The organism is Burkholderia sp. Ax-1724, assembly GCF_011752995.1.
In the GTDB taxonomy this organism is placed as follows: domain Bacteria; phylum Pseudomonadota; class Gammaproteobacteria; order Burkholderiales; family Burkholderiaceae; genus Paraburkholderia.
The window spans coordinates 80,761-103,512 of sequence record NZ_VWWL01000020.1 but is presented as its reverse complement, the minus strand read 5'-3'; the positions used below and the strand labels follow the sequence as shown (position 1 = coordinate 103,512).

The window sequence follows — 22,752 nt, the reverse complement described above, 5'->3', positions numbered from 1 at the left end:
TGTACGAAAAAAATAGTTTGGGTTCCCAGGCATGTACGGGGGTGCGAAGCCCGTGCAGGCCCGGGCGCTCACGCGCCGGCCGGTCGCTGCCGCCGGTGAGCCTTCGGCGATGAACGCAAAAAAGGCGGCCGGAGCCGCCTTGGTGGGACGTTAGGACGTGGTGCCGTCGATCAGGTTTTCATCGGATCGAACGCGACGCACAAGCGGATTGCGTTGAGCGGACCCAAGGCCATCCAGCCGATCACGGCGAGCGCTGCGCCGTAAAGGGCCGATCCGTGGTTCGCGATTTCGTGCCAGCAGAACAGGCCCACGAGGACGTACAACATCAGCAGGAACAGCAGGCCGCCGATCGCGCCGTGGCGCACGCGCCCGTCCGGGCTGGCGACGGCGTAGACGGTCGTGGAGCCAAGGATGCGCTGCACGCCCAGCGCAACGGGCTCGCCGACGTTCAGGTAGTTGCTCAACCGCGGCGACACGCGCAGGTTGTGGATTTCTTGATCGCCGATTTCCGCGACCGTGCGAATCGTCCAGCCGTACTGGTCCACGCGACCCTCGCCGAGCATTTTCAAACGTCCTTCGATGCGTGCCATCGTCCTCTCCGTTCAGTGTGCGGTGCGTTGATGCCAACGCGGTATCTGCAGTACACCAGGTTCTGCGAAAAACTCAAGTAGTTGCTACGTGCTGCGCTTGGGTGGTGCCGTGGGGCCGCGGAACTGCGGGACGTTGCTTTGCTGCTGCGTGTTGCGGGTGCCTGGTCATCGTCTGCCCTCGTTCCGTTGTGAGTTGTGCGCTTCGGAGCCTGCCGTGACGCATGACAACGCCATTCCGGCCGGCCCGGCCAGGGTTCGGAGAAAGCCGCAGCCGCGCAGCGGACCGGGTGCCGACGAAAGCAACGCGTGCCCTTGCCGGGGACTCGGACGGTGGGCGTATGCGTCGGGAAACGGCGGGATCGAGCGCACGACGTGGTGCGAACGATGCGACCAGGTGCCGGCGTGGGAACACGCAGCAGGACGCGCGGTGGTGCGCGGCCGTGGTGTGGTGTGTTTGATTTGTATCGTTTGTATTTCTCTAGGTACGGTACTCGAACCGTACCCGTTGACATCGGGCTGGGTGTACGAGAACGTGGGATGTATCGGATGTATCAAACAAACGATACATACCACCCACCACGATCTAGAGGAGTACAGACCATGCCGATGTTGACCGTCGATGTTTGGAGCCCCAAGGGCGGCTCGGGCAAGAGCACCTTGTCGTTGAACCTGGCCGCATTCTTCGCCGCGGAAGATGCGAGCCGCCGTGTGCTGCTCGTCGATGCGGACGCGCAGCAGTCGGCACGAACGTGGGAAGCGCGAGCGAAGCAATACGGCCTCGTGCCCGCGTTCGACGTGTCCGCTTCGGCGGCGCGGGCCGATCGCTACGATGTCGTGATCCACGATCACGCGCCCTACGCGCCGGCCGTCGCGGCCTCAACGCTGAAAGGCAACGTGATCCTGATGCCCGTTCTTCCGTCGTCGTTTTTCGATGCGGCCTCGACGGTACGTGGTCGAAGCGAACTGGAAGCGAAGGGCCGGCGCGTCCTGCTGGTTCCGAACAGGGTGGAAACGAACTACGCCAGCGACGTTAGTTTCCTGGCGGACTTCGTAGGGCGTCCGTTCGTGAAGAAACGGAAAGCCGCGTATCAAACGACGGTCGCGCGGGGCCTCACGATCTTCGGCGCGGACAAGTCTGGCATTCGCGGGTTGAGCGAGGCGCGGGCCGAGTTCGGCCGCGTCGTCGAAAGCCTGGTCGATCTGGCCGCTGCCTAACTTTTTTGGAGATGTTCATCATGGAAAATCGCAACTCCCTCGCCCGCCTGGCTGCCAAGCCGGAACACAACCTGCTGGCCGCCGTGGAGGATGTCGCGCACGCCGTCGCCTTCCAGTCGCCGGAGCGCCCGTTCTTCAACCTGCGCACGAGCGATCGTTCCGTGGGAGATCCCGTGGTGACGTGCAAGGCGGCGATCGGCGGGCGCGATGCCGCCGCCACGCAGGTCCGCATTCCGCACGCGCTGCGCGAGCGGATCGAGAAGTACGCCCGGGGGCCGGCGACGGTCGTGCTGGTGGCGCTGGCCGATGCGATGCTCGACCAGTTGCTCGCCGAGGGCAAAACGCTGCACGTCGAGAACGGGAAGTGATCGGCGCCGGTCGAGCGGAACGCAAAAAAGCCCCTGAAAAGGGGCTTTTCTTCTGATACGGTTTGATTGATACGTTTGGTTTGTTTGATACAAACAAACATCAGTCGCGGGGCGCAACGGTGTGGCCGCTGCCGCACATCATCGAATAGCCATCGTCGTGCGTCACGAAGTACCGGCCGGCCGTCTTGCTCGGTTCGACCTTGAACACGAACGAGTGCTTGTGCAAGACCATGTTCACGTCGTGCGAGAGGCTACGGCCGTTCCAGTCGTGCAGGCCCGACAAGCGAACGTTCCAAAGGGCGCCGTTGCGGTAGTCCTCGACCGTCGGGCGGGCGATGCCGTCGCGCTCGAAGTTGCCTTGAAAACGGCGGTACACCGCGTCGATCGCACGCTGTACCGCGGCGTCCGAATGGTCGCGGTTGGTGTGGATGAAATCAACGCCCATCGACACCTTGCGGAAACCGTCCGGCGTGGTTTCCATGTGATGCACGCTGCCGCGGTAGTCAATGCTCGAATCAAAGTAACTGCCTCTGTATCGGTCCGTCACGGCCTCGACCTGGGCCTCGTTCGGGCCGTCGGTCCAGCGGATCGATGCGGACGCGCCGCCGGAGTACGTGGACGAACGCACCGAGAACTTGACCCCCGGGAACGCTTCCTTAAGGGACGCGCGAATCAGGCGGGCCGTGTCGGCGGCGGAGAGGTAGAGGGTATCGCTCATGGTGCGCTCGTCCTTGTTTGATTTGTTTGGTTTGTTTGGTGTGTTCGATCAGTGCGGGTAGATGTTTTCGACGTAATCGACGACGCGCAGGCCACCGGCCACCGCGCGGGCATGGCGCATCGCCGCCGCGTGGGTCGTGAAGTCGTCGAGGGCTTCGCTCGTGCCGTCCGCCTCGCGCCGGTACACCGTGAAAAACTGCGGGTTCAGGTCGTCGATCAGGCATTCGCCGTCCGCTTCACGAACGCCGTGGACGTGGACGTTTTCAACCTGCAGTTGGGGGAGCCCGCCGTTAAGGGGGTTGCTGTTCGGGTGGTTCTGGCTGGTTGCGCTCATGCCTGTGCTCCGTTCGTTGAAAGGTCTGCTGTCGGTGTCGCCCAGGCGCATAAGAAGCCAGGCCGGCACGAGCGCAAGGGCACGACAAAGCCGCACGCCCGCGCAGCGGGACCGGGTGCCGTCGTGAGCAACGCGACCCTTGCGCTCAAAAGTGACGGCTTGGCTTATGCGTCGGCCTTTGGCGACCACCGGCGGCTCTTCAACGAACGGGGTACGGAGCGCGATCGGCCGCGGGAGAACCGCACGGCCTTTCGCCGTTCGAGATGTTGTGTTTTTCCGTACGGGTGTTACCGTGGGTCATCGACGGCGTGGTGTCCGTCGATGCGCTGTGCTGTACTCCCGGTTGCAAAGGGTCGGTCGATATTGACCGGCCCTTTGTCGTTCGTTCTCCCAGGGAATCGGCCCGCCTCCAGGCCGAAGGCTGCGCGGGCGGAGTGGCCGGTGCGTGAGCGCCGGGTGGGTTTTGCGCGAGCGCTCACGCAAAACGGGCGGCTATCGCCGCCCTTGGTCACTCCGCTGGCGCCGGTGACGCCTGCGGCGGTTAGCGCCTGGCCTGTCCTGCCGACGTGACCGCGTCCACCATCGCCCACGCTCGCCGGTTGGCGGCCTCGGCGGCCCGCTCCTCCGGCGTCATGCGGGCGTCCTCGTCCGCGAGCGCCTGCTCGAACATGGCCCAAAGTTCGTCCTCGCGCTCGGGCGTGGTGGCCGGGTCGTGCATCTCGGCGTGATGCTCGCGGATGAAATCGCCGACGTTGCGAGGCTGGCGAGCCATGATGGGGCTCCAGTTACAAGCGACGACGCGCGGGCGCGGCCGGTGCGGCGGTTTCGGCCGCGGCCTGGCGGAGTTCGCGGGCTTCGGCGCAGACGTGTGCTTGCTCCCGCAGCATGTCGTACAGCACGTCTTGATCGTGGAACGACACGTCGGACAGCAGTGCGTCGAGCACGTGGGCCTCACCGCGCTGGGCGACCGGCCGGTAAGTGCCGGCGTCATCGACCTCGGCCCAGTCGATCCAGCGGTCCTGCGGTGAGCCGGTGCCCGGCTGCACGCGGTAGGCGCGCAGTCGGCCGGAACGTTCGACGGTCACGGCGGCGTTGCGGGCCAGCATCAGGAACGGCACCGCGAGGTCTTTCATCACGGCGTCGAGCGCCATCTGGTACGCGGACTGCCCCATCGTCTCGATGCCGAACAAATCGAAGCAACGGGCGAACGCCGCGCGCAACCGCGTGTCGTCCGCCGGACGCCATGCGTTGCCGTCGTAGCCCATCAGCCAATGGGAGCGCGCGCCGATGGCGAGTTGCCGGCCTGCTGCGATTTCCTGCTCGACCGCCGCGCGCAAGCGCAGATGCGGCCAGTTCCACACCGAGCGCTCGGCCGCGGTCGGAGGGGCCGGGTCGAAGCCCGGCAGCAGGTCGAAGTCGTCGCCGGTCTGGTACGACGCCACGTTGTCGGCCAGCACGGCCACGTGGTGCGGCCGGCCTTGCCAGACCGTCGCGAGGTTGCGGCCCAGCGCTTTGCGCAACGCCGCAGCGAACTCGCTCGTCTGCACGGCCTCGGCGACGGCGCCGACGTGCTGGCAGAACCCGTTGTACAGGCCAAAGGCGTCCGTGACGGCGCCCGGCACGTGGCGCACGTGGGCTTCGTCGATCCAGCGGGCGATCAGCGCTTGGCGCTCGCGTTTGAGAAGGGTGGTCATGCGATGGTCTCCAGTTATGGGAACCGGCGGCTCCCGGTACCGGCGCGACCCGCACGTGAGGCGGGCACGAGGGCAGCGTCGAGCGCCGATCACAACCTGCGGCGCGGGGCTGGTGCGGCTTCGATGAACGGATCGGCCGCGGTCATGGCGTCGTCGGCGACCGCGCGGAGCACGTGCTTTTCGTGACGAACGCGCGCGGCGATGGCCGCGTCGTCGGCGACCACCGTGATGTAGCCCGGACAACCAGGCGACGCAAGGTTGCGGCCCAGCATGACGCGCAACGTCACCAAGAACTCGGGCATGGACACGGCCTCGGCCTCGTGGGTGCAAGGCGTGGTGCGGCGGAACTCGGCGAACAAGCCCTTGCCGCTCGTCATTGCTCCAGGCACGTAGCACGGGCGAGCATTGTCAATCCAGCGGGCGATCCGAGCCTTGCGCGCGGTGCGCTCGCGCTTGCGGCGTTGTGCGCCGGTTTCGACGGGCTGCACGGGCACGCTCTCGTCGTCGGGCAACGGCGCGGGCTCGACGGGCCAAAAAATGGCCTCGTGGTTGGGCGGTACGATCAGCGACGGCGGGGCCGGCGGGAGCACGACGGGCTCGTGCGGGTGGTGGGTTCCGATGTTGCGAGGTTGGAAAGCCATGATGGTGTTCTCCGCGGTGAGCGCCGGGGCGGCGCTGGTACCTCGATACCCGCCTTGCGGCGGGCACGAGGGCGGAGTTGACGCTTGGGACGATCAGAACGGCGCGTCGTGCGTGAACCCGTGGTACGTCTTTCCGAAACTATGGCCGTAGACCGCGAGCGTCGTGGTCTTCGCCTCAAAGGCGGCGCCGGTGAGGCTCGGTTCGTCGTTGGCGAGCCATTGGCCCGCGTGAACGCGCAGCGTGGCGAGGTCGGGCAGGACTTGGTATTGACGCACCACTTGGTCCAGGAAACGGATGTGCTGGCTGGGCCGGTTGTGGACGCGGAAAACGGACCGGTGCGCCACGGCGGCGACGCTGGGCGTCGTGGTGGCGTAGTCGTCCGTGTCGGAAAAGCCGATCGTCTGGTCGAGAGCGGTGTCGAAGGCGTCGAAGGTCATGGTGTGTTCTCCGGTGGGCAGCGTCGGGATGACGCTGGTACCCAAAAACCCGCACGTGAGGCGGGCGCTGGGAGAACGGTGGAGCGTGAGGCGTTAGGCGCGGACCGGGCGGTACTCGTGATCGCCGCAGGCTTGGCGCACCGCCTCGACCCGAGCGTGCCAGGATTCCATCACCTTGATGTGCTGGCGAATGCGCTTGATCTCGTCCAAGGCTTTGCGTTTCTGCCAATGCAAAGCGACCGAAAGAGCCATCCGTTCATGAAGGTTGCGGGCGGCGAGTTCGGCGTCGCTCCTGGTGAAGGTTCCGAGTTCCTTCCAATCGGTGATGGTGTCGAGGTAGTCGTCGGTGAGGGCGGGCATGGTGGACTCCGTAAACGAAAAGAGCCCGTGGGGTCACGGGCTCGAACGATGGGCGCGGTGCGTTGCGCTGATGTACCCATTCAACCAGGTACCGGGGATATGTCAAGCACCTGTTAAACATTTTTTTTAGAGGGCGGACCACTTGGGCAGTTTGCCGCTGGGCAGGACTGCGAACGACGGCCCTTCGTAGGGGCTCATGCCGTCGTACGGGCGGAGCGCGGGCACGTCGTCCACGGCGAGGTGCACGACGCCGCGGTGGCGGTCGCACGCCCACGGATCGTTGAGCATCGCGGCGATGTTCTTGAAGAACACGGCCTCGGGCTCGGGCTCAACGTTGGAGCGCGCACAATAGTCCGCGTAGGTGGCGTGGATCGACGCCTTGCCGGTCCAGCGGTCCGGCGCGACCTTCACGTTGAAATACTTGACGAAGCGCTCGCGCATGTCCGCGGGGGTGAAATCCTGGATGATCATGATGTTTCTCCGGTGATGGCGCCAAGGCGCCGGTACCCCGAAGCCGGCCTGCGAAGACCGGCCCGGGGCGAACGTCCTTGTTCCTCGCGTCACACGGACTTAACGTCCCGCATGGTCAAGGGCACGTAGTCGATGCCGTTGCGCTGATGGCGCGGCCAGGTCTTGCCAAAGAAGGCGTACATCTGCCGCCAAAAATGGATTTCGTTGAGCCGGAACTGCGGCTTAACGCCCGTCATGTCGCAGTGTTTCACGTAGAGCGGGTACACCTCAAACTTCGGGATGTATTCGCCGTTGGCGGCGGCCTTCACGTTGTGAGCGTCCACGAACGGCGACACGGGGTTGTTGTCGCCGATGACGCGCGCCTTCAGCGCTCGCACTCGGGTCGGCGCTTCTGCGTCGGGCATGAAATCCCCGCGCTGCACAAGCCGCACCGCGCCGTCGATCACGAAATCGACCATCTGGAGCAACTCGTCCGGGTTGCCCACGATCTGCTCCACGAGGTCGGTGTTGACGCCGCCGGGCTTCGTCTCGGCTTGCACGTCCCAAGGGATGCAGCAGAGCCGGTCCGCGATCGCGCCGCTCGGGTCGTCGCGGTACCGCGGCGGATCGTTACAAGCGATGATCAGCCGTCCGCGCGGAATCATGCTGATTGCCAACCTGTTCTTGCGCGTCACGTCCACCATGTCCGACGCGACCACCGCCTTGAACTCCTTTGCTGGGAAATATTCGGTTTCGGCAGCGACGTACAACGTCTTGCCGATCATGTTTTCCATGCCAAAGTCATCCGCCCATTTTTCAGGGTTCACCGCGGCCCATTTCGGATGGAACACGCGCGTGAGCAGCATCTGGAACGTGGACTTGCCTGAGCGCTTCGGCCCCACGAGGAGGATCGCTTTGCGCCAGGTCTTGTCGCCGGTCACGGTCGATCCCATCGCCTCGGCGACGTAATACACCATGTCGTCCTCGTCTTGGCACGAGGTGTAGATGTACCCGCCGAAGAGACTGGTCTTGCGCAGCGGTGCGGGCGTGTAGATGCCCGATCCCTTGCTGTCGAGCGGCCCAACGCTGCGCTTCCAGTCGATGCGTGCCTGGACGCACGACGTGGTTCCGAAGTGCGGCGCCGGCTTGTGCGCGTACACCAGCACCTTGCCATCGGCCTCTTTGCGGACCTCGAGCACCGCGTTGAGCAACTGGATGTAGATTTTGCCCTTGGGCGTCGCCGGTTTTGCGTACTCTTCGAGCATGATCATCCGAAGGTAGTCGATCATGCTGTGAACGAGGTGGCTGGTCGCTTTTTGCGGCGTGTTCTTACGTGCGAACGAGGCGGCCCGGTGAGCATCTTTCTTGTCCGTCTGCGGCACCCAGTAAACACCGTCGTGCTGGTAGAACACTTCGTCCACGTTCTCGGCGTTTTCGGCCGATGCGCCGCCGGGCCGGTACGTCCAGTCGGCGATGCAATGGTTCAGATACTTCACTTCGGGCGTTGCGTCGTCGTCCTCGTCGTCTTTCGCCTCGAGCGTGACCAGTTCTCCCTCGGCTTCGGCGCGTTTGCGTTCCGCCTCCTCGGCCTCCTCGTTCAAGCGCTTGGCCTCGGCCTTCGCACGCTCAACGACGGTTCGCGCCGTGGCGATCTTGGCTTGCTCCCGGATTTGCGCCGTCCCGGTCAACGACGCTGCGACCGCTTCGCGCTCCGTCACTTTGTCCACGGCCTTGATCACGGCGTTCTCGGCCGCCGCGGCTTTCGTGGCGGCGGCCTTGGTCACGGCCGTCAACGTCTTGACCTCTTGGCGCAACGCCTTGATCGCCTTCATGCGTGCTTCTTCCGTGCGGCGACCGCTCTCCATCGGCTCGACGCCTTTTCCTTGGAACGCCCCCTTGCGCGAAACGATGCTATCGTTCGCGGCCTCGTCGCTTACGTCCGGCGTGGCGACGGCAACGGTCGGGGTTTCGCTATCGTCGGTGGGCACGGTTTCACCGGCGGCCGGCGTCTCGATGGTGCTTTGCGCACTCGCGGATACGACGCTCTCGGTGTCGTCGTGCAAGGGCGAATCGGTGAGCGCGATTCCACTCTCGTCGTCGTCGAATCGCACCGGCCCGTCGTGCGGCATCGCGGAGACCGCCGCCGCCTTGGCTGCGTTGAAATCGAGCACCGCGGCAGAGCCCGCCGGGCGTTGTTGCAGGAGAAAGGCCGGACGACGGCAGGCAGGCGAGGACATGGGAGGGCTCCTTTGTGTGAAACTTGACGACGGAGCCGGTTCTGGTTACGGTACAACATGAACCGGCGCTTTGACGGGTGCAGCGTTCAATCGGACCACGCTTGCAGGCGTGGTCTTTTCTTTTCAGGTGGTGCTTTCCAGCGACGCGCTCCTGTCCTCGAACATCCCAATGCAGAAACGCTTCGGGTTTGCCACGTAGCACCGCATGAACGATCGCAAAACGTCCGGGGCATCCAGGCCGTTCGCAGCGACCGCTGCGTTGAAGTTGTCGCGCAGCGCGCTGTTCATGCGAAGCCCGAGCATGATGTCCTTGGGAACTTTCGGAACTTTGGCGGCTTTGGTTTGCGGCGTGGTCATGGTGTCGGTCTCCGGCGGGTAAACGAAAAACGCCCCGGCTTTTGAGGCCGAGGCGTCGGTCAAGGCTTGCCGCAGCAAGCCACTGGGTCGAACGTTGAGCGCGATGAACTGCGCCGACTGCGTACCCACTATGGCAGGTGCTGCCGGCTTGTCAAGCGTCCAGCCGTCTCCTGTTAAACAAAGCGAAAACGCCTGGTGCGGTGGCCGAACTTCGTCGCCAGCGACGGGCTTTAGCGGAGTGCCTGGGCGCGATAGCGCCCCGGGTGGGTTGGTGTTGGCGGCGGGTTGACTCCCAGCCCGGTCCAGCGTGGTCATGGCCCGCTTACCTGTGTCGTACCTGTGTTGCGGAGCCTTGCTGGGCGGGGCTTCCGGGATTTACCCGTTTTTACCTGTGTCGTAGAAAATCCTTATTTATCAATGGTTTACCGTGGTTTCAAGGGTCTTCGACACGGGTAAACAAGTAAAACGCCAAACCTATCTACCATGCCTGGCTTGAAAAAATAAAAATCGAAGGCCGGCAGGGCTGCCTCGCTTTTTATTTTTCAAAACGGATTTTTGTACTCTAAGGCTCGCCGAAGTTACCTGTTTTACCTGTTTTCGCCCGCAAAGCCTTACCCAGCAAGGCTTTGCGGCGACACGGGTAAAAAAAGTTACCTGTTTTACCTGTGTCGAAACTGTCGATTTGCTTTCGGTTTACGTTCCCGGCCCTCGCGGAACCCCAAAACCTGGGGCGCTAGCGCGCCCGGGCGACCTGCTTGCGCCCATTGCCGGCGTCGCTGTGGTCTCGCCGGGGCGCAAAAAAGCCGGGCATGGCCCGGCTGCGCTGCGGCGCCCTGCGCTCGGTCAAGCCCGCTTGGTCTTGACCGCGGGCAAGGCCGCGAGGTGCTTCAGGTCGCGGCGTAGGTTGGGCAATGCTCGCCAGTCGCCTGGCGTGCTCGGCACACCCCATCGCCGACCGTTCGGGGCGGTGATTTTGCCGTGGCCTCCGCTCCCTTTCGTGAACGTCCAGCCAGCCCGTACGAGCCCGCTGATGTAGTCGTTCACGTCGCGATTCTTGCTGTAATGCTTGCTCATCCCTGCTTCTCCGGTTGTCGATGGTGGAACGCTCGTCCGGCTGGACGAACGGCCCCGACGAACCGGGCTTGTTGCTGGGCTTGCCTCCCAGCGTGTCGCGTGTGTGTGGTGTTGCGGGTACTTCTGGTGCTTCGTGAGTCGAGCGTCAAGTTTCGAGTGCTGAACGCTTACTCGGCGGCCAGCGTCACGTAAAGCGCGAATCCCGCATCGAACGGCAGAAGGTTCAACACCATTGCCTCGGGATGTTGCTGCTGCACCCGTTGAGCCGTCGATGCCACGTCGCATCCGGCCGCGGGCTTCGTCGTGTAGAACGTGCTTTTGCCGCCGTTGCGAAGGTCGCCGGGCACGCACCAAACCACCTTTTTGAGCATGGCCTTGCGCACGCGGGCCTCATGGTCCGAGCGCATGACGATCGACTCGATCGCCAAGCCGTCTTCGTAGTACGTGCCACCGTCCGGCACGACGGCGACGTACCACGCCCGCAGCGCGGCCTTTTCGGCGGCGTTGATCCAGTCCACGCGCATTTCCCCGCCGTCGCCGTAGTCGGCGAACGTGGCGATCGTCGCGCCGTTGCGGTACAGCGTGCCGCTGTACGCCCAGCCCTCGCGGCCCTCGGTCATCCGGCCGGTTTTCGCCGTGTAGTGGTCGCTGCTGCTGAACGTCGTTGCTGCCTGGCTGGTCTTGCTGGTCTTGCTCTTCATCGTGCTTCTCCAGTTGGTTGGACTGCGTTTGCTGCGGTTAAGGAAGTGCCCCGACCAACTCGGGCCATGCCGGGCTTGCCTCCCGGCGGGTCGCGGAGAATGCGCCGTAGCGCGGTGCTGCTGGTGCGTCTGCTGCTGGTGCGTCAAGGTTCAGAACCGCGGACGCGAACGCATCGCGACGGGCGACGCGCCATCGTTCAACGCGTCGTGCAGCGCACGGGCTTGACGCTGGACGTGCTTGGCGACCAGTTCCTCGAGCGCTTTGTTCGCGTCGGCGTGGCGGCCCGGCTCCACCGTCGTCGGATCGGCCCCGGCGCGCACGAGCGCGCGCATGGCGAGCGTGTGGTTGCTGGAGACCGCTTCGGCCAGTACCGCTTGAGTCGGCTCGGCCCCAGCGTCGAGCAACGACCGCAAAATCTGCGCATCGGCGCGCATCCCGCCGTGGTCGCGGTAATCGCGCTCCCACCGCGTGTCGTTCTCGTCCGTGACCGTAAGGAACAACGGCGTTCCGCCGCCGTCGGCGTTCACGTCCGCGCCGGCTTCGATCAGGGCCTTGACCGCCTTCGGGGCCAAGCGACGTGCCGCGGTGTGCAGCGGCGTTTCGTTGCAATCCGTGAGCGCGTTGAGGTTGGCCCCGGCCTCGCAGAGCGCACGCACGGCGTCCGCGTTGTTCTTCCACGCCGCGCAGTGCAACGGCGTGTCGCCCCCGGCGTCGGGCTTGTCGATCAGCGCGCCGTGCTTCAGCAGCATGCGAACCAGCGCCGCATCGCCAAACATCGCAGCGCTGTGCAGCAACGTGCGCCTCGACTCGTCGTCCTCGGCGTTGACGGGGTAGCCGGCCTCGATCAGCGCCTCGACGGCCTCCGGGAAGCACGTGTGGATCGCGAGGTGCGGGAGCGACCACGTGCTCGTCCCGTCGCACAACGGGTCGGCCCCGTGGCGCAGCGCGGTGTGCAGCAGTTCGAGGTCGCCGCGACAGACGGCCGTTTGCAGGTCTTCGTTGTACTCGTTGGTGGTCATGCTCAATCTCCGGGTTGTGATGGCGGTGGGGAACGTGGTTCAGTCGATCGCCATGCCGGCCGCTTCGACGATCGACCAGAACATCTTGTTGCGCGCGTGCAGTTCCTCCTCGCCGCGGCTGCCAAACTCGGCGATCACGGCGATGTGCTTCAACTGCTCGACGGTGACGTGGAACTCGTCGGCGACGTTGCGCCGCTCGGCTTCGCACGCCACTTGGTACTCCGGCTGGTCCTCGGGCTCCGGCGTGTCGAACGCGTCGAGCCGGTCGGCGTTCTCGTCGCGCCAGTTGTCGCACCACGCCTCGACCGCGTTCGCCCAGTCCTCGTGCGCGGCGATCAGCGTGTCGATGTAGCCAAGTGGCTGGCCCGCGAGGACGGCGAGCGCATCGTTCAATGCGTCTTGCTCGTCCGGGTCGTTGATGTAGAACGGGTTGATGTGGAAGTAGGACATGCGTTTTCTCCTGTGGGTAGGTGGATCAGTTCAGGGCGGCGGAACGTTTGGCGTTGCGCTCGCGCACCGCGTCGAGCCCGGCTTGTCCGGTCCACGCCACGATGATGCGGACGTGCAGCATCAGGGCCATGGTCACACCGTGAGCCTCGGCGACCTCCGGCTCCTTTGCGTCGCACCACGCTTGCTCCGCTTCGATCGTCCGGTCCAGCGTGCCCGTGTCGAGGGCGGCCAGCACGTCGAGGCTGTTGGCCGCCCTCTTGGCCGCGAACACCCGTTGCCGCTCGATCACTTCGCCCTCGCGACCGGCTGCGAGCACGAGGCCCGCGGCGTCGATGTCCTTGGCGTCGAGGTTGACGCGAAACTTCGCGCTCGCCGTCTTCTCGGCCCGCTGCTGGTCGTCGAGCCCGGCGAGCGCCCGGGCCGCGTCCAGCGATTCGGTGAGCCAGTGGAGCGGGTACGTGGCGAGCCTTTCGACGGCCTGGTCGGTTTCATCGACGAGGCCGAGTTCGATGCGGCGTTGCTCGACGAGCGACCAGCCCCGGTAGTTGTCCATGAGCACCGCGGCATGGCCCAGCAGGTCCACGCTCACGCCGAAAGCCTCGGCGACCTCGTCCATCAAGCGGTCGCAGGCCGGCAGCCAGTCGTCCGACTCTTGCGCGAGGTCCATGCCTTCGTCGTGGGCTTCGTCCCATTCTTCTTCCTCGTCCTCCCTGTCAAAGCGAGCGTCCGCGTAGTCGGTGGCCCAGTCCTGCAGCCATTCGTCGGTGGCCTCGTCGAACGCCTTTTCGGCGTGGTACAGGCGCTGGCGCGTGTCGTCGTCCAGCACGGCGATGATGTCGAGGGCTTCCTGCTGGCCGGGGTAGGTCTTGGTGGTGTTCATGCGTAGCACTCCTAAATGGTGTGATGGGTGATGGTTTGTTTGATACAAATCGTTTGTATCAGTGCATGGCGGTGCTGGTCGGGGTGAGGTCGCGAGGATCGACCTCGCGGAGCATGTGCGGGAAGCGCTTGGCGTAGGCCCGCATCTTGGCGCCGATGGCCTTGGGCTTCACGGTGTTCTCGGGCAAGTCCACGGTGCTCAAGAGGCCGCGCACAACGCCGGTCACGTCGTACTCGCCGGGGGCCAGTTGGGCGATCGCGATGTCCATGAGTTCGAAGCCGGTGAACGACGGCGTGTCGTCGGGGAGCATCCCTTTTTTCTTGCCATCGGCGCACGTGCCGGCCAGTTGCGCCTCAAACAACGCGTCCGTCATGCCCATGAACTTCAAAAGGTCGCGGCGGTTCTTCGCGCAGGACATCGTCCTGCGCAGGTACTTGGCGTGGCGCTCGGGTTCGTCGAGTTCCGGCGTCGCCAGCACGAGCACGGCGTACCAGAAGCCGCCTTCGTCGAAGAACTGGGGGTGCTTCTTGAACGACGAAAACCGGTGGCAAAACATGCTGCGCACGGTCGGCGGCAGCGCGAACCAGAGCCACGCGTTGATCAAGGGCATTCCCTTGATCAGTTCAAGCGCGACGGGTACGGGGAAGCGTTCGGCCAGCATTTCGGCACGGACGCGGGCGATGATGTCGTCGGACGACGACGGGGTGGTGCTGGTGTGGGTGTGCGACATAGCGCGCTCCTTGAACGTTGGTTGCCAGCACGCCGACATGGCGGGCTGGGTACGGGTAAGCAACAACCGCAGGTTCCGAGGAACCTACGTTTTGCTCCCGACCAACTGGAGGGCTACTTCGAGTCGCGTAGAAATGGGCCGTACTGCGCCGCATGGGACGAAATCCTACACCCAGGTTTTTCGTTTTGTACAGCGTTTTTTTGCGATCCGATCCGCCGCCTTCGGAATCGGGCGGTAGCCGGATCGGGGCCAACGGCCCCAGGTTTGGAGCCGCGGCCCGGCCGGCCTACGCCTTGGCGGTCTTGCGCGCCGCGCGCTTCTTCGCGGGCGGCTTGTCGAACCCGAACATCGCCGCGAGGCCCGCCGGCTTCGGGTTCACGTAGCGTTTGAGCATCTTCGGGTCTTTGTGGCCGGAAATGGCCGAAAGCAGGATGGTGTCCTGCACCTGTTCGGCCAGGCGCGTGAGCGCGGTGTGCCGCAGGTCGTGAAGCCGCAAGCCTTGAATGCCCGGGTTCTCCTTTTCGACCCGATCGCGCCCGCGTATCCACGCTTTGCTGATGGCGTCGGCCCGGATCGCCTGCGGCTTCTCGCGCGTGTTCAACGGGCTTTTGAGCACGAACCCGTACCGCTCGGCGGTCGGGATCGCCTCGAGCAGCGCGATGGACTCCAAGGTCAACGGGATCGTTCTGCTCGTGCCGTTTTTGCTGTCCGGGAACGTGATGTTAGGCCACCGCTTGCGCTTGCGGTCGAGCGTGAGGTCCACGTTGTCCCATTCGAGCGCGGCGATTTCGCTGCGCCGGGCGCCGGTTTCGATCAGCAGCCGCACGCCCAAGCGGGTCGGCGCCGAACCGGCGACCGCGAGGATCGAGTCCACGTCGCCGTCGTCGGCGGTACGTTCCCGGGCGTCGCGCACCGGCAGACGGTGGCCCTTCGCCCCGTTCACGAGCCAACGCTTGCTCTTGTCCGTGTCGTGAACCCAGTCCAGCACCGCGGACCAAATCGACATGAACGAGTTGAGCGTGGAGTTTTCGTAACCGCGCGTGTCGCGCGCTTCGTTGCGCCACGCCTCAAAATGGTCCGGGTTCAGGTTTTTCAGCGGCATGTCGAGCAAGCGGGCGCTGTTCGCCAGGCCGCCGCCCACGGTGTCGAGCAACTGGTCGATCCGGTTGCCCTCCGCGGTCTCGCCCTTCTTCGTGGGCGTGACCTCCTTTTTGTACCGCTCCATGTACGGCCGCAACGTGCCTTTGTAGTCCTCGCCGTGGCTGGCCGGCCGACCGGCCACCAGGTTCGCGCTGCTCTTCTGCACGAACGCGACGGCGCGGGAAAACGCCTCGTCTTTGCTCGCCACGTCGTCCGCCACGTACGGGAACGACTCGCTGAGTTTGTGCCCGTCGTGCATGAGTTTGACCTGGAACGACGCCCCGCGATCGTACACGTTCTTGAACTTGTATGTCTTCGGCTTCGCCACCCCTACCCCCTTCGCTGGAACATGACAGTGGCATATATTTTCCCAGTTTTTTCCCAAATGACCAACGCATTTTTGTTTTTCCCGGCTGAAAAACCCACCAGGCAAGGCTCCTGCGTTTCGGGCCATTGCCTTCGTAATGCAAAGGTCGGGGGGGCGATTCCTCTTTCCTGAATTTCAAGCAGTTCCGAGATGTTCCTGAAACCCGCGATAGCTAAAGCTTCGCGGGTTTTTTGTTGTCTACTCAGGGATTCACATACCGCGCCTCGACGCGAGCGAACCTCCCTGCGCTGTGCCGTTGCACGTTACGCCGACGTACGCGTATCGGTAGCAGGCGCCAGCTGACTCGCAAACGGTTCGAGATAGCCGAACAGTGCGGCGCTACCGCCCGTGTGCACGAATACGACGTTTTCGTCGCGGTCGAAGTGCCCCTTGCGAATCAGGTCGATCAGTCCGGCCATGCCCTTCCCCGAATAAACCGGATCGAGCAGGATGCCTTCGGTCTGTGCGACCAGCGTGACCGCTTCGATCATGCCCGGTGTCGGCAAACCGTAGCCGTCCCCGACGTAGTCGCAGTTCGCAATCACGCGCTCGCGCTTAACGGCATCCGGCATGCCAAGCTGCGCCGCCGTTTCGCACGCGAGACGGTAGACGCTGGCCTCCTGCGCCTCCTTCGGCGCGCGCACACCGATGCCGAGCACGCCGATTCCGCTATTCATGCCGTCGAACCCGGTGACGAGTCCGGCCTGCGTACCGGCGCTGCCGGTCGCATGCACCACGCGATGCACGACCAGATTCTGCTGATTGGCCTGGACCAGGATTTCCATCGCGCAATTGACATAGCCGAGTGCACCGATCCGGTTCGAACCGCCGCCGGGAATCACGTACGGTTTGCCGCCGGCCGCCCGAACTTCGTCGGCAACCGCCTGCATCGCCGCATTCATGTCGGTGCCGGCCGCGTACGTGCGCGTCGGCGCGCCCATGAGCCGTTCGAGGAATACGTTGCCGGAATACAGGTAGTTGCTGTCGCGATTGCCGGTCCGGTCTTCGAGCAGGATGATGCAGCGCAGCCCCAGCCGCGCCGCCGCCGCCGCGGTCTGCCGCGCATGGTTCGACTGCGTCGCGCCCTGCGTGATGACGGTGTCGGCTTGCTGCGCGAGCGCATCGGCCATCAGGAATTCGAGTTTGCGGGTCTTGTTGCCGCCGGTCGCCAGCCCGGTGCAGTCATCGCGCTTGATATACAGCCTGGGACCCTTGAGTAAGGCGCTCAGGCGCGGCATGGGTTCGAGCGGCGTGTTCAGATGTCCGAGCGATAGGCGAGGAAACTTCGAGAGATGCATGGCAGACCTTGTCAATGGGAGTGAATCGGAAGAACGGGAAGTGCCTCGGCAAGGCGCGCGTAACGTACGCAGCGCTGCGCGAGATTCGAGGTCGCATCCAGCACAGGGCACGGCGCGTCATGTTCGGATAGCGCGAGCGGCACTTCCGTGCAGCCCGAGACGATCGCCTCCGCGCCGGCGTCCGCGAGACTCGTCGCGAGAGCACGCATGCCGGCGCGAACCTCGTCGGACACCTCGCCTCGCTTGATGCGATAGATCAGCTGCATGAACGTCGCCTGGCAAGCCGGTGCGAGAACCAGCGCTTCGCGTCCCCGCGCGGCGAACGCACGCTGATACAGTTGCGCGTCGACGCAACCGCGCGTTGCCAGTACTCCGATGCGTTTCGCAGTCGGCCAGCGCCGGCTGCATGCGTCGCCGGCTTCTTCGACCATGCTGACGAACGGCACCGTCAGCGCCGCCCGGATGTCGGCCTCGTACGCGTGCGCGGTGTTGCAGGCCATCACGACAAAGTCGGCCCCCGAGCGCACAAGACCGGCCGCCATCCCGGCAAGCGCCGGGCCCGGAGAAGGCCCGGCGCCGGCGAGCGCGACGTTGCGATCCGGTACCTTAGGATTGCAGTCGATCAGTATTCGCAGATGCTCCTGTTCGCACTCGACCGGAGTCGCCGCGATCAGTTTCTGCAGGAAGTCCGCCGTGGCCTGAGGCCCCATGCCACCCAGCACGCCGACGACGAGTTCGCGCGGTCTGCAAGACGTATCGCTCATGAGTTGTGCCTTGGTACAGGAACGAGTCAATGCGTGAAGCCTCGTTCAGAACGAGTGGAAAATGCCGAGCTCCGTACCGAACTGCTTTTGTCCCGGCAACGTATAGCTACCCGAATCGACCGCGAGGTTGCTATTGGCTGAGTTATGCACGTAACTCATGTTCCAGTACAGCATCGTTCGCTTCGAGAGATTGTATTTGACCTCAGTGACCGCGCTGAACGGCTTGACGTCCTTTCCCGGCACGATGGTCTGATAGAGCGCGCCGACGAGCGCCCATTGCGGGCCGAGGCGCTGGCGAAACCCGGTCCAGAACAGATTGGCATTCAGGGATTGACGGGCGTAGTCGGATTTCAGAAGACGGTAGCCCGCGTACAGGGTGGTGTCGTGGAAGTGATAGCTTCCAGCGGCGATGAATCGGCGGGCCCGGTCGGACGACGTCGACGGCGCCGCCGTCAGGGACGTCGCCACGGCCGTGAGACCCGCTCCGGACGCAGACAGCGGGCCGCGCAAATTGTCGTATAACAGCTCGTAGCCGAAGGCCGGGCCGCTGTAGTGCAGCGCGAGAGCAAGGTCTTTCGCGTTCGCCGACGCGCCTGCGGTGCCGCCGATCGGCGCGGCCAGTGTGTCGACGCCGAGGCTATAGAATGCATCGAAGGTGAACGATCCGAATGCGCGCTGGTAGCGGATCGAGTTGTCGCCGCGCGCGGAGAGACCCGGGTCCTGGGTCGGCAGCGAATACAGGGCATACGAAGCGGGGTCGAACAGGTTGCCCATCTGGTACATCGGATTGTAGGCACGGCCGATCCACAACTGGTTCCCATGGCCACGGAACCCGACTGTCGCCTGGCGTCCGAACAACCGTCCGTTCAGCGCGAGCGCACCTGTGTTAGGCGTAATGCCCGCCTCCAGCGTAAACGTCGTGTAATAGCCGCTGCCTATATCCTCGACGCCGAGTATTCCCCAGCGCGAGGCCTGAATGTTGCCGGACGACGCCACCAGCGCGGAATGACTCGTCTTGTTCGCGTTCGTCAGGTATTCGATACCCGTGTCCAATAAGCCGTACATCGTCACGCTCGACTGCGCGTGAGCCGTCGTCGCGCACACGGCGAGCTGGTACGTCAGCGTGCCGAATATGATTTTCCAGGCTAGAGTTCTCATGACCTTTCTTTATTTATTAAGAATGCTAATTGAGAATCCGATACAAACGGCACGCGGGTGCATTGGCTCCGGCATTGCGCCTATGTGATGAAAAAACTCTGCTGGCGCTTGCGCCAATCCTCGCGCAAGCGTCGTGAAAAAGCCGTGTCAATCGGTATCAATCGGCGTGCTCGCTGACCCATTGCGCAAGGTCGCGATGGGTCGTGAACCAGACGTCCGGGCGGCTCTTCGCCAGGCGCACGATTTCCTCCAGAATCCAGATGCGCGAGCGATGCCCGATCACGTGCGGATGCAGCGTCAATTGAAATAGCCCGCCTTCCGCATACGCGGCTTCGAATTCGCGTATGAAGATATCGAGCACTGCGGACGGCGGCGTGTACGGGCGCAGCGACGAAAAGCGGTTCATCGCAAGGTAGGGAGAATCGTCGCGAATCCATTCGACGGGAATTTCGACGATGCCGGTCGGCTGCCCGCCTCCCACGAGTTCGTAGCAGTCGTCGTCGCCCATGAGCGAGGAGTCGTACAGCAGGCCCATTTCGGCGATGATGGCGAGCGTGTGATCGCTGAAATCCCATGACGGTGTGCGCAAACCGACCGGCCGCTCGCCGCAGATCGCCGTGAGCGTGTCGCTGGCGCGCAGATAGAGCTCGCGCTCCGCTGCGGCGGGCAGCATCGAGTTCAGTTCGTGAATCCAGCCATGCATTGCAATCTCGTGGCCGGCGCCGCACAGCGCGCGCTGTTCGTCCGGATGAAGCAAGGCCGATACCGCCGGCACGAAGAAGGTCGCCGGTACGTCATGGCGGTGCAGGATGTCGGCGATTCGTGGAATACCGGCGCGGCTGCTGTACTGGCCCGCCGACAGCCGGCTGATCGATCGGCCGCCGTCGCGCAGGTCGCTGGTTTCGTGATCGGAGTCGAACGACACGGCGAACGCGCAGCGCGCGCCGTTCTTCCATGTTCCCGGCTTCAGCGGCCGGCCGGCGCGTACCCGGTCGACCAGCATTTGCCACTGGGTGTCCGGCCATTGCCACGGCTCTTGATTCGATATGCTATTCAAAAATACTCTCCAACGGGTTGACGGACATTGCGCCCGACGATGACAGGAAAGCCCACTGCAAGCGCAGTCTCGAAACGGTGTTACTTCAATGCGGTATGCGCGGTTTCGGGTAGGTGCCACAACGTCAAGCCGGACAATAGAGCGGCGGCGATCACGCAGAACACGGGGGAAATCGGCGAACCGGTGTGCTGGATCAGAAGCGTCGCGGCAAAAGGCGCGAAACCGCCGAACACCGCAACGCCAACGCTGTAGCCGACCGACATGCCGACCGCGCGTTCGCGCGCCGGGAATATCTCCGCGATTGCAGCCGGCGCGGGACCGGAGTACATCGCCAGCACGATGCCGAACAGTATCTGCACGCCGATGACCGTGCCAAACGACACGCCGGACAACAGCAGACGGGCGAGCGGGTATGGCAACACCACGAGCAGCGCGCAGCAACCGAGCAGCAGCGGCCGGCGGCCGATGCGGTCCGACAGTGCGCCCGTCAATGGAATGAGCAGGATCATCACGACGAGGCCGATGCTGTCGGACCACAACGCTTCGGTGCGCGAAAGATGCGCGTAGCGGGTCAGATAGGTCGGCATATAGTGCAGCAGGATGTAATGCGACGTGACCCAGACCACGGTGAAGCCGATGGCCTGCGCGATCTTGCGTAACGCATGGCCCGGCGCATGCGGGTCGGCCGGTTGCTTCAGTTCGGCCGGCAGATGCTCGGCAACGTTGCGGCGCAGATAGAAGCCGATCGGCCCGATCAGTCCGCCAAAAAGGAACAGCATCCGCCAGCCCCAGCTTTCGAACGCGGCCGACGATAGCGCGCTGCTGAGCGACGCCGCAACCGCGGAGCCGAGCAAGGTGCCGGTCACCGTCGTGACCTGCGCGAAACTCGCGATCAGCCCGCGCTTGCCGTTGGGCGCCCATTCGACGAGGAACGTATTCGCGCTGCCCCACTCGCCGCCGGCACTGAATCCTTGCAGCAGGCGCGCGAACAGCATCGCAAGCGAGGCGAACGCGCCGATCGCCTCATACGACGGAATGATGCCGATCGCGATCGTACTCACGGCCATCAGCATGATCGTCAGCGTCAGCGCGCTCTTGCGGCCGTGGCGGTCGGCGATGCGGCCGAAGCAGAAGCCGCCGAGCGGCCGCATCAGAAACCCGACGCCAAAGATGGCGAACGTGCCGAGCAGCGCGGAGAGCTCGTCGACCTTCGGAAAATATTGGCGCGCGAGAATCGGCGCCACGAAGGCATAGACCGAAAAGTCGTACCACTCGAGCACGTTGCCGATCGCCGCAGCGCCGACGGCCGCCAGCGCATTGTCCGCCGGTTGCCGCTTGCCGCCGGCGACAGGTGCCGATTCGTCCGACTGATGAATGACCAACGTCTGCTTGTTCATGGCGAGGTTGTCTGATTGAAAGGCTCGGATGGATGGGTTGCGCGGTGGCTCATTCGAGCGCCGCGAGCAGCCTCGTCCAGAAATCGAGGCGCGGCAGTACGCTGGATGCCAGGAAGTACTCGTTCAAGGTGTGCGCGCCCGCGCCATCGACGCCGAGGCCGTCGAGCGTCGGCACGCCGAGCGCGGCGGTGAAATTGCCGTCGCTGGCGCCGCCGGTCTGCGGCACGTCGAGCAGGTCGAAACCGGCCGCGCGCGCATGTTGCTGCGCGATCTGCAACAGCGCGGCGGTGGCGGCGCTCTTTTCGTACGGCGGCCGCGTCAACTGCACGTCGACGTCGAGCGTAAAGTCGCCGCTCGAGGCGCGCTGCCCGCGCAGCGCGGCCAGCATCCGCTCCGCTTCGGCCATGCTTGCGACGCGAAAATCGACGCGTATCGCGCATTCCTCCGCGACGACGTTGGCGCCGGTGCCGCCTTCGATGGTTCCGACGTTGAGCGTGGTGCCGACCGAATAGTCGGTCAGGTTCGAGAGCACGGCGACGTGGCGCGCCATTTCGACGATCGCGTTGCGGCCGCGCTCGTGATCGATACCCGCATGGGCCGCGCGGCCCGTCACCTTGAGCCGGGCCCGGCCCACGCCCTTGCGGCTCGTGACGCAGCGGCCGCCACTGCGCGCCGGCTCGCAAACGAGCGCGTAACGCGCATGCTGCGCGAAACCGGTTGTCACCGGGCGGGATTGCAGGCTGCTCGCTTCCTCGTCCGGAATGAACAGCATGTCGACCGGCAGTCGTGCGCGGCGTTGATGAGCCACCGTCGCGAGGGCGCGCAAGGCGAGATACGCGCCGGCCTTCATGTCGTAGCCGCCGGGACCATAGACGCGATCGCCGTCGATACGGTACGGATTGCGTTCGAGCGTGCCGTGCGGGTGAACGGTGTCGACGTGCGTCAGCACGAGGATGCCGGCGCGCGTATCGCCGGGGGCGCGACTCGATACGACGAGCACCGGCGCCGCGCTTGCCGAAGGCAGCGGAATCCAGCGCGTCGCGAGACCCGCGCGCTGCGCGTGCATGGCGATATTGCGTTGCAGCAGCTCTACGGCGGCGGCGTCCCCGGACGGCGATTCGTGGCGTACCCACGCGCCGATATCGTCGAGCAGCGCGTCGAGCCTTGTCGGCTGGCAAAGCAGGTTCATGTCACCTCGAGGTCGAAGGGCTGGCGCCGATGCGAGAGGAGCAGCGCGGGAATGAACCGATTATTGGGCGGTGACCGGGCTCGAACAACGAGATCAAAAATAACTGCCGAATAAATATTGTTTATG

Annotated in this window: 26 protein-coding genes; 2 read left to right on the top strand and 24 right to left on the bottom strand. The window is 64.4% G+C overall.

What is annotated here, in order from left to right; genetic code table 11:
- Window positions 1-170: 170 nt before the first annotated feature.
- Window positions 171-590 (bottom strand): hypothetical protein, encoded by a 420-nt coding sequence (locus F3J19_RS23260; RefSeq protein WP_167046647.1) that lies wholly within the window; start codon window positions 588-590, stop codon window positions 171-173.
- A 600-nt stretch (window positions 591-1,190) separates the two neighbouring features.
- On the opposite strand from F3J19_RS23260, the gene F3J19_RS23255 reads away from it, so the two are divergent.
- Both F3J19_RS23255 and F3J19_RS23250 read left to right on the top strand, forming a co-directional pair.
- The gene (locus tag F3J19_RS23255) at window positions 1,191-1,805 is read left to right on the top strand and encodes a ParA family protein (protein ID WP_167046644.1); all 615 of its coding nucleotides are present in this window, start codon (window positions 1,191-1,193) and stop codon (window positions 1,803-1,805) included.
- A 20-nt stretch (window positions 1,806-1,825) separates the two neighbouring features.
- Window positions 1,826-2,173 carry a hypothetical protein gene (locus F3J19_RS23250; protein WP_167046641.1) on the top strand — a complete coding sequence of 116 codons (348 nt, stop codon included), beginning with the start codon at window positions 1,826-1,828 and terminating at the stop codon, window positions 2,171-2,173.
- A gap of 100 nt (window positions 2,174-2,273) precedes the next feature.
- Here the strand turns inward: F3J19_RS23250 and F3J19_RS23245 are convergent, their stop codons facing one another.
- The 23 genes from F3J19_RS23245 to F3J19_RS23135 all read right to left on the bottom strand — a co-directional run bounded on the left by F3J19_RS23245 (window position 2,274) and on the right by F3J19_RS23135 (window position 22,626).
- Window positions 2,274-2,891 carry an LPD29 domain-containing protein gene (locus F3J19_RS23245; RefSeq protein ID WP_167046638.1) on the bottom strand — a complete coding sequence of 206 codons (618 nt, stop codon included), beginning with the start codon at window positions 2,889-2,891 and terminating at the stop codon, window positions 2,274-2,276.
- A gap of 48 nt (window positions 2,892-2,939) precedes the next feature.
- A complete protein-coding gene (locus tag F3J19_RS23240; RefSeq protein WP_167046635.1) occupies window positions 2,940-3,224 on the bottom strand; it encodes a hypothetical protein in 285 nt (94 codons plus the stop codon).
- 541 nt (window positions 3,225-3,765) lie between these two features.
- Complete coding sequence (locus tag F3J19_RS23235) at window positions 3,766-3,996, bottom strand: hypothetical protein (RefSeq protein WP_167046632.1); 231 nt, start codon at window positions 3,994-3,996, stop codon at window positions 3,766-3,768.
- 13 nt (window positions 3,997-4,009) lie between these two features.
- Window positions 4,010-4,918 (bottom strand): hypothetical protein, encoded by a 909-nt coding sequence (locus F3J19_RS23230; protein ID WP_167046629.1) that lies wholly within the window; start codon window positions 4,916-4,918, stop codon window positions 4,010-4,012.
- A gap of 89 nt (window positions 4,919-5,007) precedes the next feature.
- On the bottom strand, window positions 5,008-5,559 hold the full coding sequence (locus F3J19_RS23225; RefSeq protein ID WP_167046626.1) for a hypothetical protein: 552 nt from the start codon (window positions 5,557-5,559) through the stop codon (window positions 5,008-5,010).
- Window positions 5,560-5,652: 93 nt separating this feature from the next.
- The gene (locus tag F3J19_RS23220) at window positions 5,653-5,997 is read right to left on the bottom strand and encodes a hypothetical protein (RefSeq protein WP_167046623.1); all 345 of its coding nucleotides are present in this window, start codon (window positions 5,995-5,997) and stop codon (window positions 5,653-5,655) included.
- A gap of 93 nt (window positions 5,998-6,090) precedes the next feature.
- Window positions 6,091-6,357, bottom strand: a complete 267-nt coding sequence (locus tag F3J19_RS23215; RefSeq protein ID WP_167046620.1) for a hypothetical protein — start codon at window positions 6,355-6,357, stop codon at window positions 6,091-6,093.
- A gap of 126 nt (window positions 6,358-6,483) precedes the next feature.
- Window positions 6,484-6,828, bottom strand: a complete 345-nt coding sequence (locus F3J19_RS23210; RefSeq protein WP_167046618.1) for a hypothetical protein — start codon at window positions 6,826-6,828, stop codon at window positions 6,484-6,486.
- Window positions 6,829-6,917: 89 nt separating this feature from the next.
- Window positions 6,918-9,044, bottom strand: coding sequence for a DUF5906 domain-containing protein (locus F3J19_RS23205; RefSeq protein ID WP_167046615.1), 2,127 nt, complete (start codon window positions 9,042-9,044; stop codon window positions 6,918-6,920).
- 123 nt (window positions 9,045-9,167) lie between these two features.
- Window positions 9,168-9,716, bottom strand: coding sequence for a hypothetical protein (locus F3J19_RS23200; protein ID WP_167046612.1), 549 nt, complete (start codon window positions 9,714-9,716; stop codon window positions 9,168-9,170).
- A gap of 528 nt (window positions 9,717-10,244) precedes the next feature.
- Window positions 10,245-10,475 carry a hypothetical protein gene (locus tag F3J19_RS23195; protein WP_167046609.1) on the bottom strand — a complete coding sequence of 77 codons (231 nt, stop codon included), beginning with the start codon at window positions 10,473-10,475 and terminating at the stop codon, window positions 10,245-10,247.
- A gap of 167 nt (window positions 10,476-10,642) precedes the next feature.
- Window positions 10,643-11,176, bottom strand: a complete 534-nt coding sequence (locus F3J19_RS23190; RefSeq protein WP_167046606.1) for a hypothetical protein — start codon at window positions 11,174-11,176, stop codon at window positions 10,643-10,645.
- Between the two features lie 150 nt (window positions 11,177-11,326).
- Complete coding sequence (locus F3J19_RS23185; protein ID WP_167046604.1) at window positions 11,327-12,196, bottom strand: ankyrin repeat domain-containing protein; 870 nt, start codon at window positions 12,194-12,196, stop codon at window positions 11,327-11,329.
- 39 nt (window positions 12,197-12,235) lie between these two features.
- Window positions 12,236-12,646, bottom strand: a complete 411-nt coding sequence (locus F3J19_RS23180) for a hypothetical protein (RefSeq protein WP_167046602.1) — start codon at window positions 12,644-12,646, stop codon at window positions 12,236-12,238.
- A gap of 25 nt (window positions 12,647-12,671) precedes the next feature.
- Complete coding sequence (locus F3J19_RS23175) at window positions 12,672-13,526, bottom strand: hypothetical protein (RefSeq protein WP_167046599.1); 855 nt, start codon at window positions 13,524-13,526, stop codon at window positions 12,672-12,674.
- Between the two features lie 58 nt (window positions 13,527-13,584).
- Window positions 13,585-14,256 carry a hypothetical protein gene (locus F3J19_RS23170; RefSeq protein ID WP_167046596.1) on the bottom strand — a complete coding sequence of 224 codons (672 nt, stop codon included), beginning with the start codon at window positions 14,254-14,256 and terminating at the stop codon, window positions 13,585-13,587.
- 286 nt (window positions 14,257-14,542) lie between these two features.
- Window positions 14,543-15,724 (bottom strand): site-specific integrase, encoded by a 1,182-nt coding sequence (locus F3J19_RS33115; protein ID WP_167046593.1) that lies wholly within the window; start codon window positions 15,722-15,724, stop codon window positions 14,543-14,545.
- Window positions 15,725-16,026: 302 nt separating this feature from the next.
- A complete protein-coding gene (locus F3J19_RS23160; protein ID WP_167046590.1) occupies window positions 16,027-17,061 on the bottom strand; it encodes a D-cysteine desulfhydrase in 1,035 nt (344 codons plus the stop codon).
- 11 nt (window positions 17,062-17,072) lie between these two features.
- A complete protein-coding gene (locus F3J19_RS23155; protein ID WP_167046587.1) occupies window positions 17,073-17,825 on the bottom strand; it encodes an amino acid racemase in 753 nt (250 codons plus the stop codon).
- Window positions 17,826-17,870: 45 nt separating this feature from the next.
- Entirely contained in the window at window positions 17,871-18,983 is a 1,113-nt protein-coding gene (locus F3J19_RS23150) for a porin (RefSeq protein WP_167046583.1), read from the bottom strand.
- A gap of 157 nt (window positions 18,984-19,140) precedes the next feature.
- On the bottom strand, window positions 19,141-20,040 hold the full coding sequence (locus tag F3J19_RS23145) for a polysaccharide deacetylase (protein ID WP_240159177.1): 900 nt from the start codon (window positions 20,038-20,040) through the stop codon (window positions 19,141-19,143).
- An 80-nt stretch (window positions 20,041-20,120) separates the two neighbouring features.
- The gene (locus tag F3J19_RS23140) at window positions 20,121-21,437 is read right to left on the bottom strand and encodes an MFS transporter (protein ID WP_167046580.1); all 1,317 of its coding nucleotides are present in this window, start codon (window positions 21,435-21,437) and stop codon (window positions 20,121-20,123) included.
- 49 nt (window positions 21,438-21,486) lie between these two features.
- Window positions 21,487-22,626 (bottom strand): M20 family metallopeptidase, encoded by a 1,140-nt coding sequence (locus tag F3J19_RS23135; RefSeq protein ID WP_167046577.1) that lies wholly within the window; start codon window positions 22,624-22,626, stop codon window positions 21,487-21,489.
- Window positions 22,627-22,752 lie beyond the last annotated feature (126 nt).

Excerpts from the sequence above, each read along its gene's own strand:
- F3J19_RS23260 (WP_167046647.1), bottom strand. The coding sequence starts at position 590 with ATGGCACGCATCGAAGGACGTTTGAAAATGCTCGGCGAGGGTCGCGTG.
- F3J19_RS23255 (WP_167046644.1), top strand. The coding sequence starts at position 1,191 with ATGCCGATGTTGACCGTCGATGTTTGGAGCCCCAAGGGCGGCTCGGGC.
- F3J19_RS23250 (WP_167046641.1), top strand. The coding sequence starts at position 1,826 with ATGGAAAATCGCAACTCCCTCGCCCGCCTGGCTGCCAAGCCGGAACAC.
- F3J19_RS23245 (WP_167046638.1), bottom strand. The coding sequence starts at position 2,891 with ATGAGCGATACCCTCTACCTCTCCGCCGCCGACACGGCCCGCCTGATT.
- F3J19_RS23240 (WP_167046635.1), bottom strand. The coding sequence starts at position 3,224 with ATGAGCGCAACCAGCCAGAACCACCCGAACAGCAACCCCCTTAACGGC.
- F3J19_RS23235 (WP_167046632.1), bottom strand. The coding sequence starts at position 3,996 with ATGGCTCGCCAGCCTCGCAACGTCGGCGATTTCATCCGCGAGCATCAC.
- F3J19_RS23230 (WP_167046629.1), bottom strand. The coding sequence starts at position 4,918 with ATGACCACCCTTCTCAAACGCGAGCGCCAAGCGCTGATCGCCCGCTGG.
- F3J19_RS23225 (WP_167046626.1), bottom strand. The coding sequence starts at position 5,559 with ATGGCTTTCCAACCTCGCAACATCGGAACCCACCACCCGCACGAGCCC.
- F3J19_RS23220 (WP_167046623.1), bottom strand. The coding sequence starts at position 5,997 with ATGACCTTCGACGCCTTCGACACCGCTCTCGACCAGACGATCGGCTTT.
- F3J19_RS23215 (WP_167046620.1), bottom strand. The coding sequence starts at position 6,357 with ATGCCCGCCCTCACCGACGACTACCTCGACACCATCACCGATTGGAAG.
- F3J19_RS23210 (WP_167046618.1), bottom strand. The coding sequence starts at position 6,828 with ATGATCATCCAGGATTTCACCCCCGCGGACATGCGCGAGCGCTTCGTC.
- F3J19_RS23205 (WP_167046615.1), bottom strand. The coding sequence starts at position 9,044 with ATGTCCTCGCCTGCCTGCCGTCGTCCGGCCTTTCTCCTGCAACAACGC.
- F3J19_RS23200 (WP_167046612.1), bottom strand. The coding sequence starts at position 9,716 with ATGACCACGCTGGACCGGGCTGGGAGTCAACCCGCCGCCAACACCAAC.
- F3J19_RS23195 (WP_167046609.1), bottom strand. The coding sequence starts at position 10,475 with ATGAGCAAGCATTACAGCAAGAATCGCGACGTGAACGACTACATCAGC.
- F3J19_RS23190 (WP_167046606.1), bottom strand. The coding sequence starts at position 11,176 with ATGAAGAGCAAGACCAGCAAGACCAGCCAGGCAGCAACGACGTTCAGC.
- F3J19_RS23185 (WP_167046604.1), bottom strand. The coding sequence starts at position 12,196 with ATGACCACCAACGAGTACAACGAAGACCTGCAAACGGCCGTCTGTCGC.
- F3J19_RS23180 (WP_167046602.1), bottom strand. The coding sequence starts at position 12,646 with ATGTCCTACTTCCACATCAACCCGTTCTACATCAACGACCCGGACGAG.
- F3J19_RS23175 (WP_167046599.1), bottom strand. The coding sequence starts at position 13,526 with ATGAACACCACCAAGACCTACCCCGGCCAGCAGGAAGCCCTCGACATC.
- F3J19_RS23170 (WP_167046596.1), bottom strand. The coding sequence starts at position 14,256 with ATGTCGCACACCCACACCAGCACCACCCCGTCGTCGTCCGACGACATC.
- F3J19_RS23160 (WP_167046590.1), bottom strand. The coding sequence starts at position 17,061 with ATGCATCTCTCGAAGTTTCCTCGCCTATCGCTCGGACATCTGAACACG.
- F3J19_RS23155 (WP_167046587.1), bottom strand. The coding sequence starts at position 17,825 with ATGAGCGATACGTCTTGCAGACCGCGCGAACTCGTCGTCGGCGTGCTG.
- F3J19_RS23150 (WP_167046583.1), bottom strand. The coding sequence starts at position 18,983 with ATGAGAACTCTAGCCTGGAAAATCATATTCGGCACGCTGACGTACCAG.
- F3J19_RS23140 (WP_167046580.1), bottom strand. The coding sequence starts at position 21,437 with ATGAACAAGCAGACGTTGGTCATTCATCAGTCGGACGAATCGGCACCT.
- F3J19_RS23135 (WP_167046577.1), bottom strand. The coding sequence starts at position 22,626 with ATGAACCTGCTTTGCCAGCCGACAAGGCTCGACGCGCTGCTCGACGAT.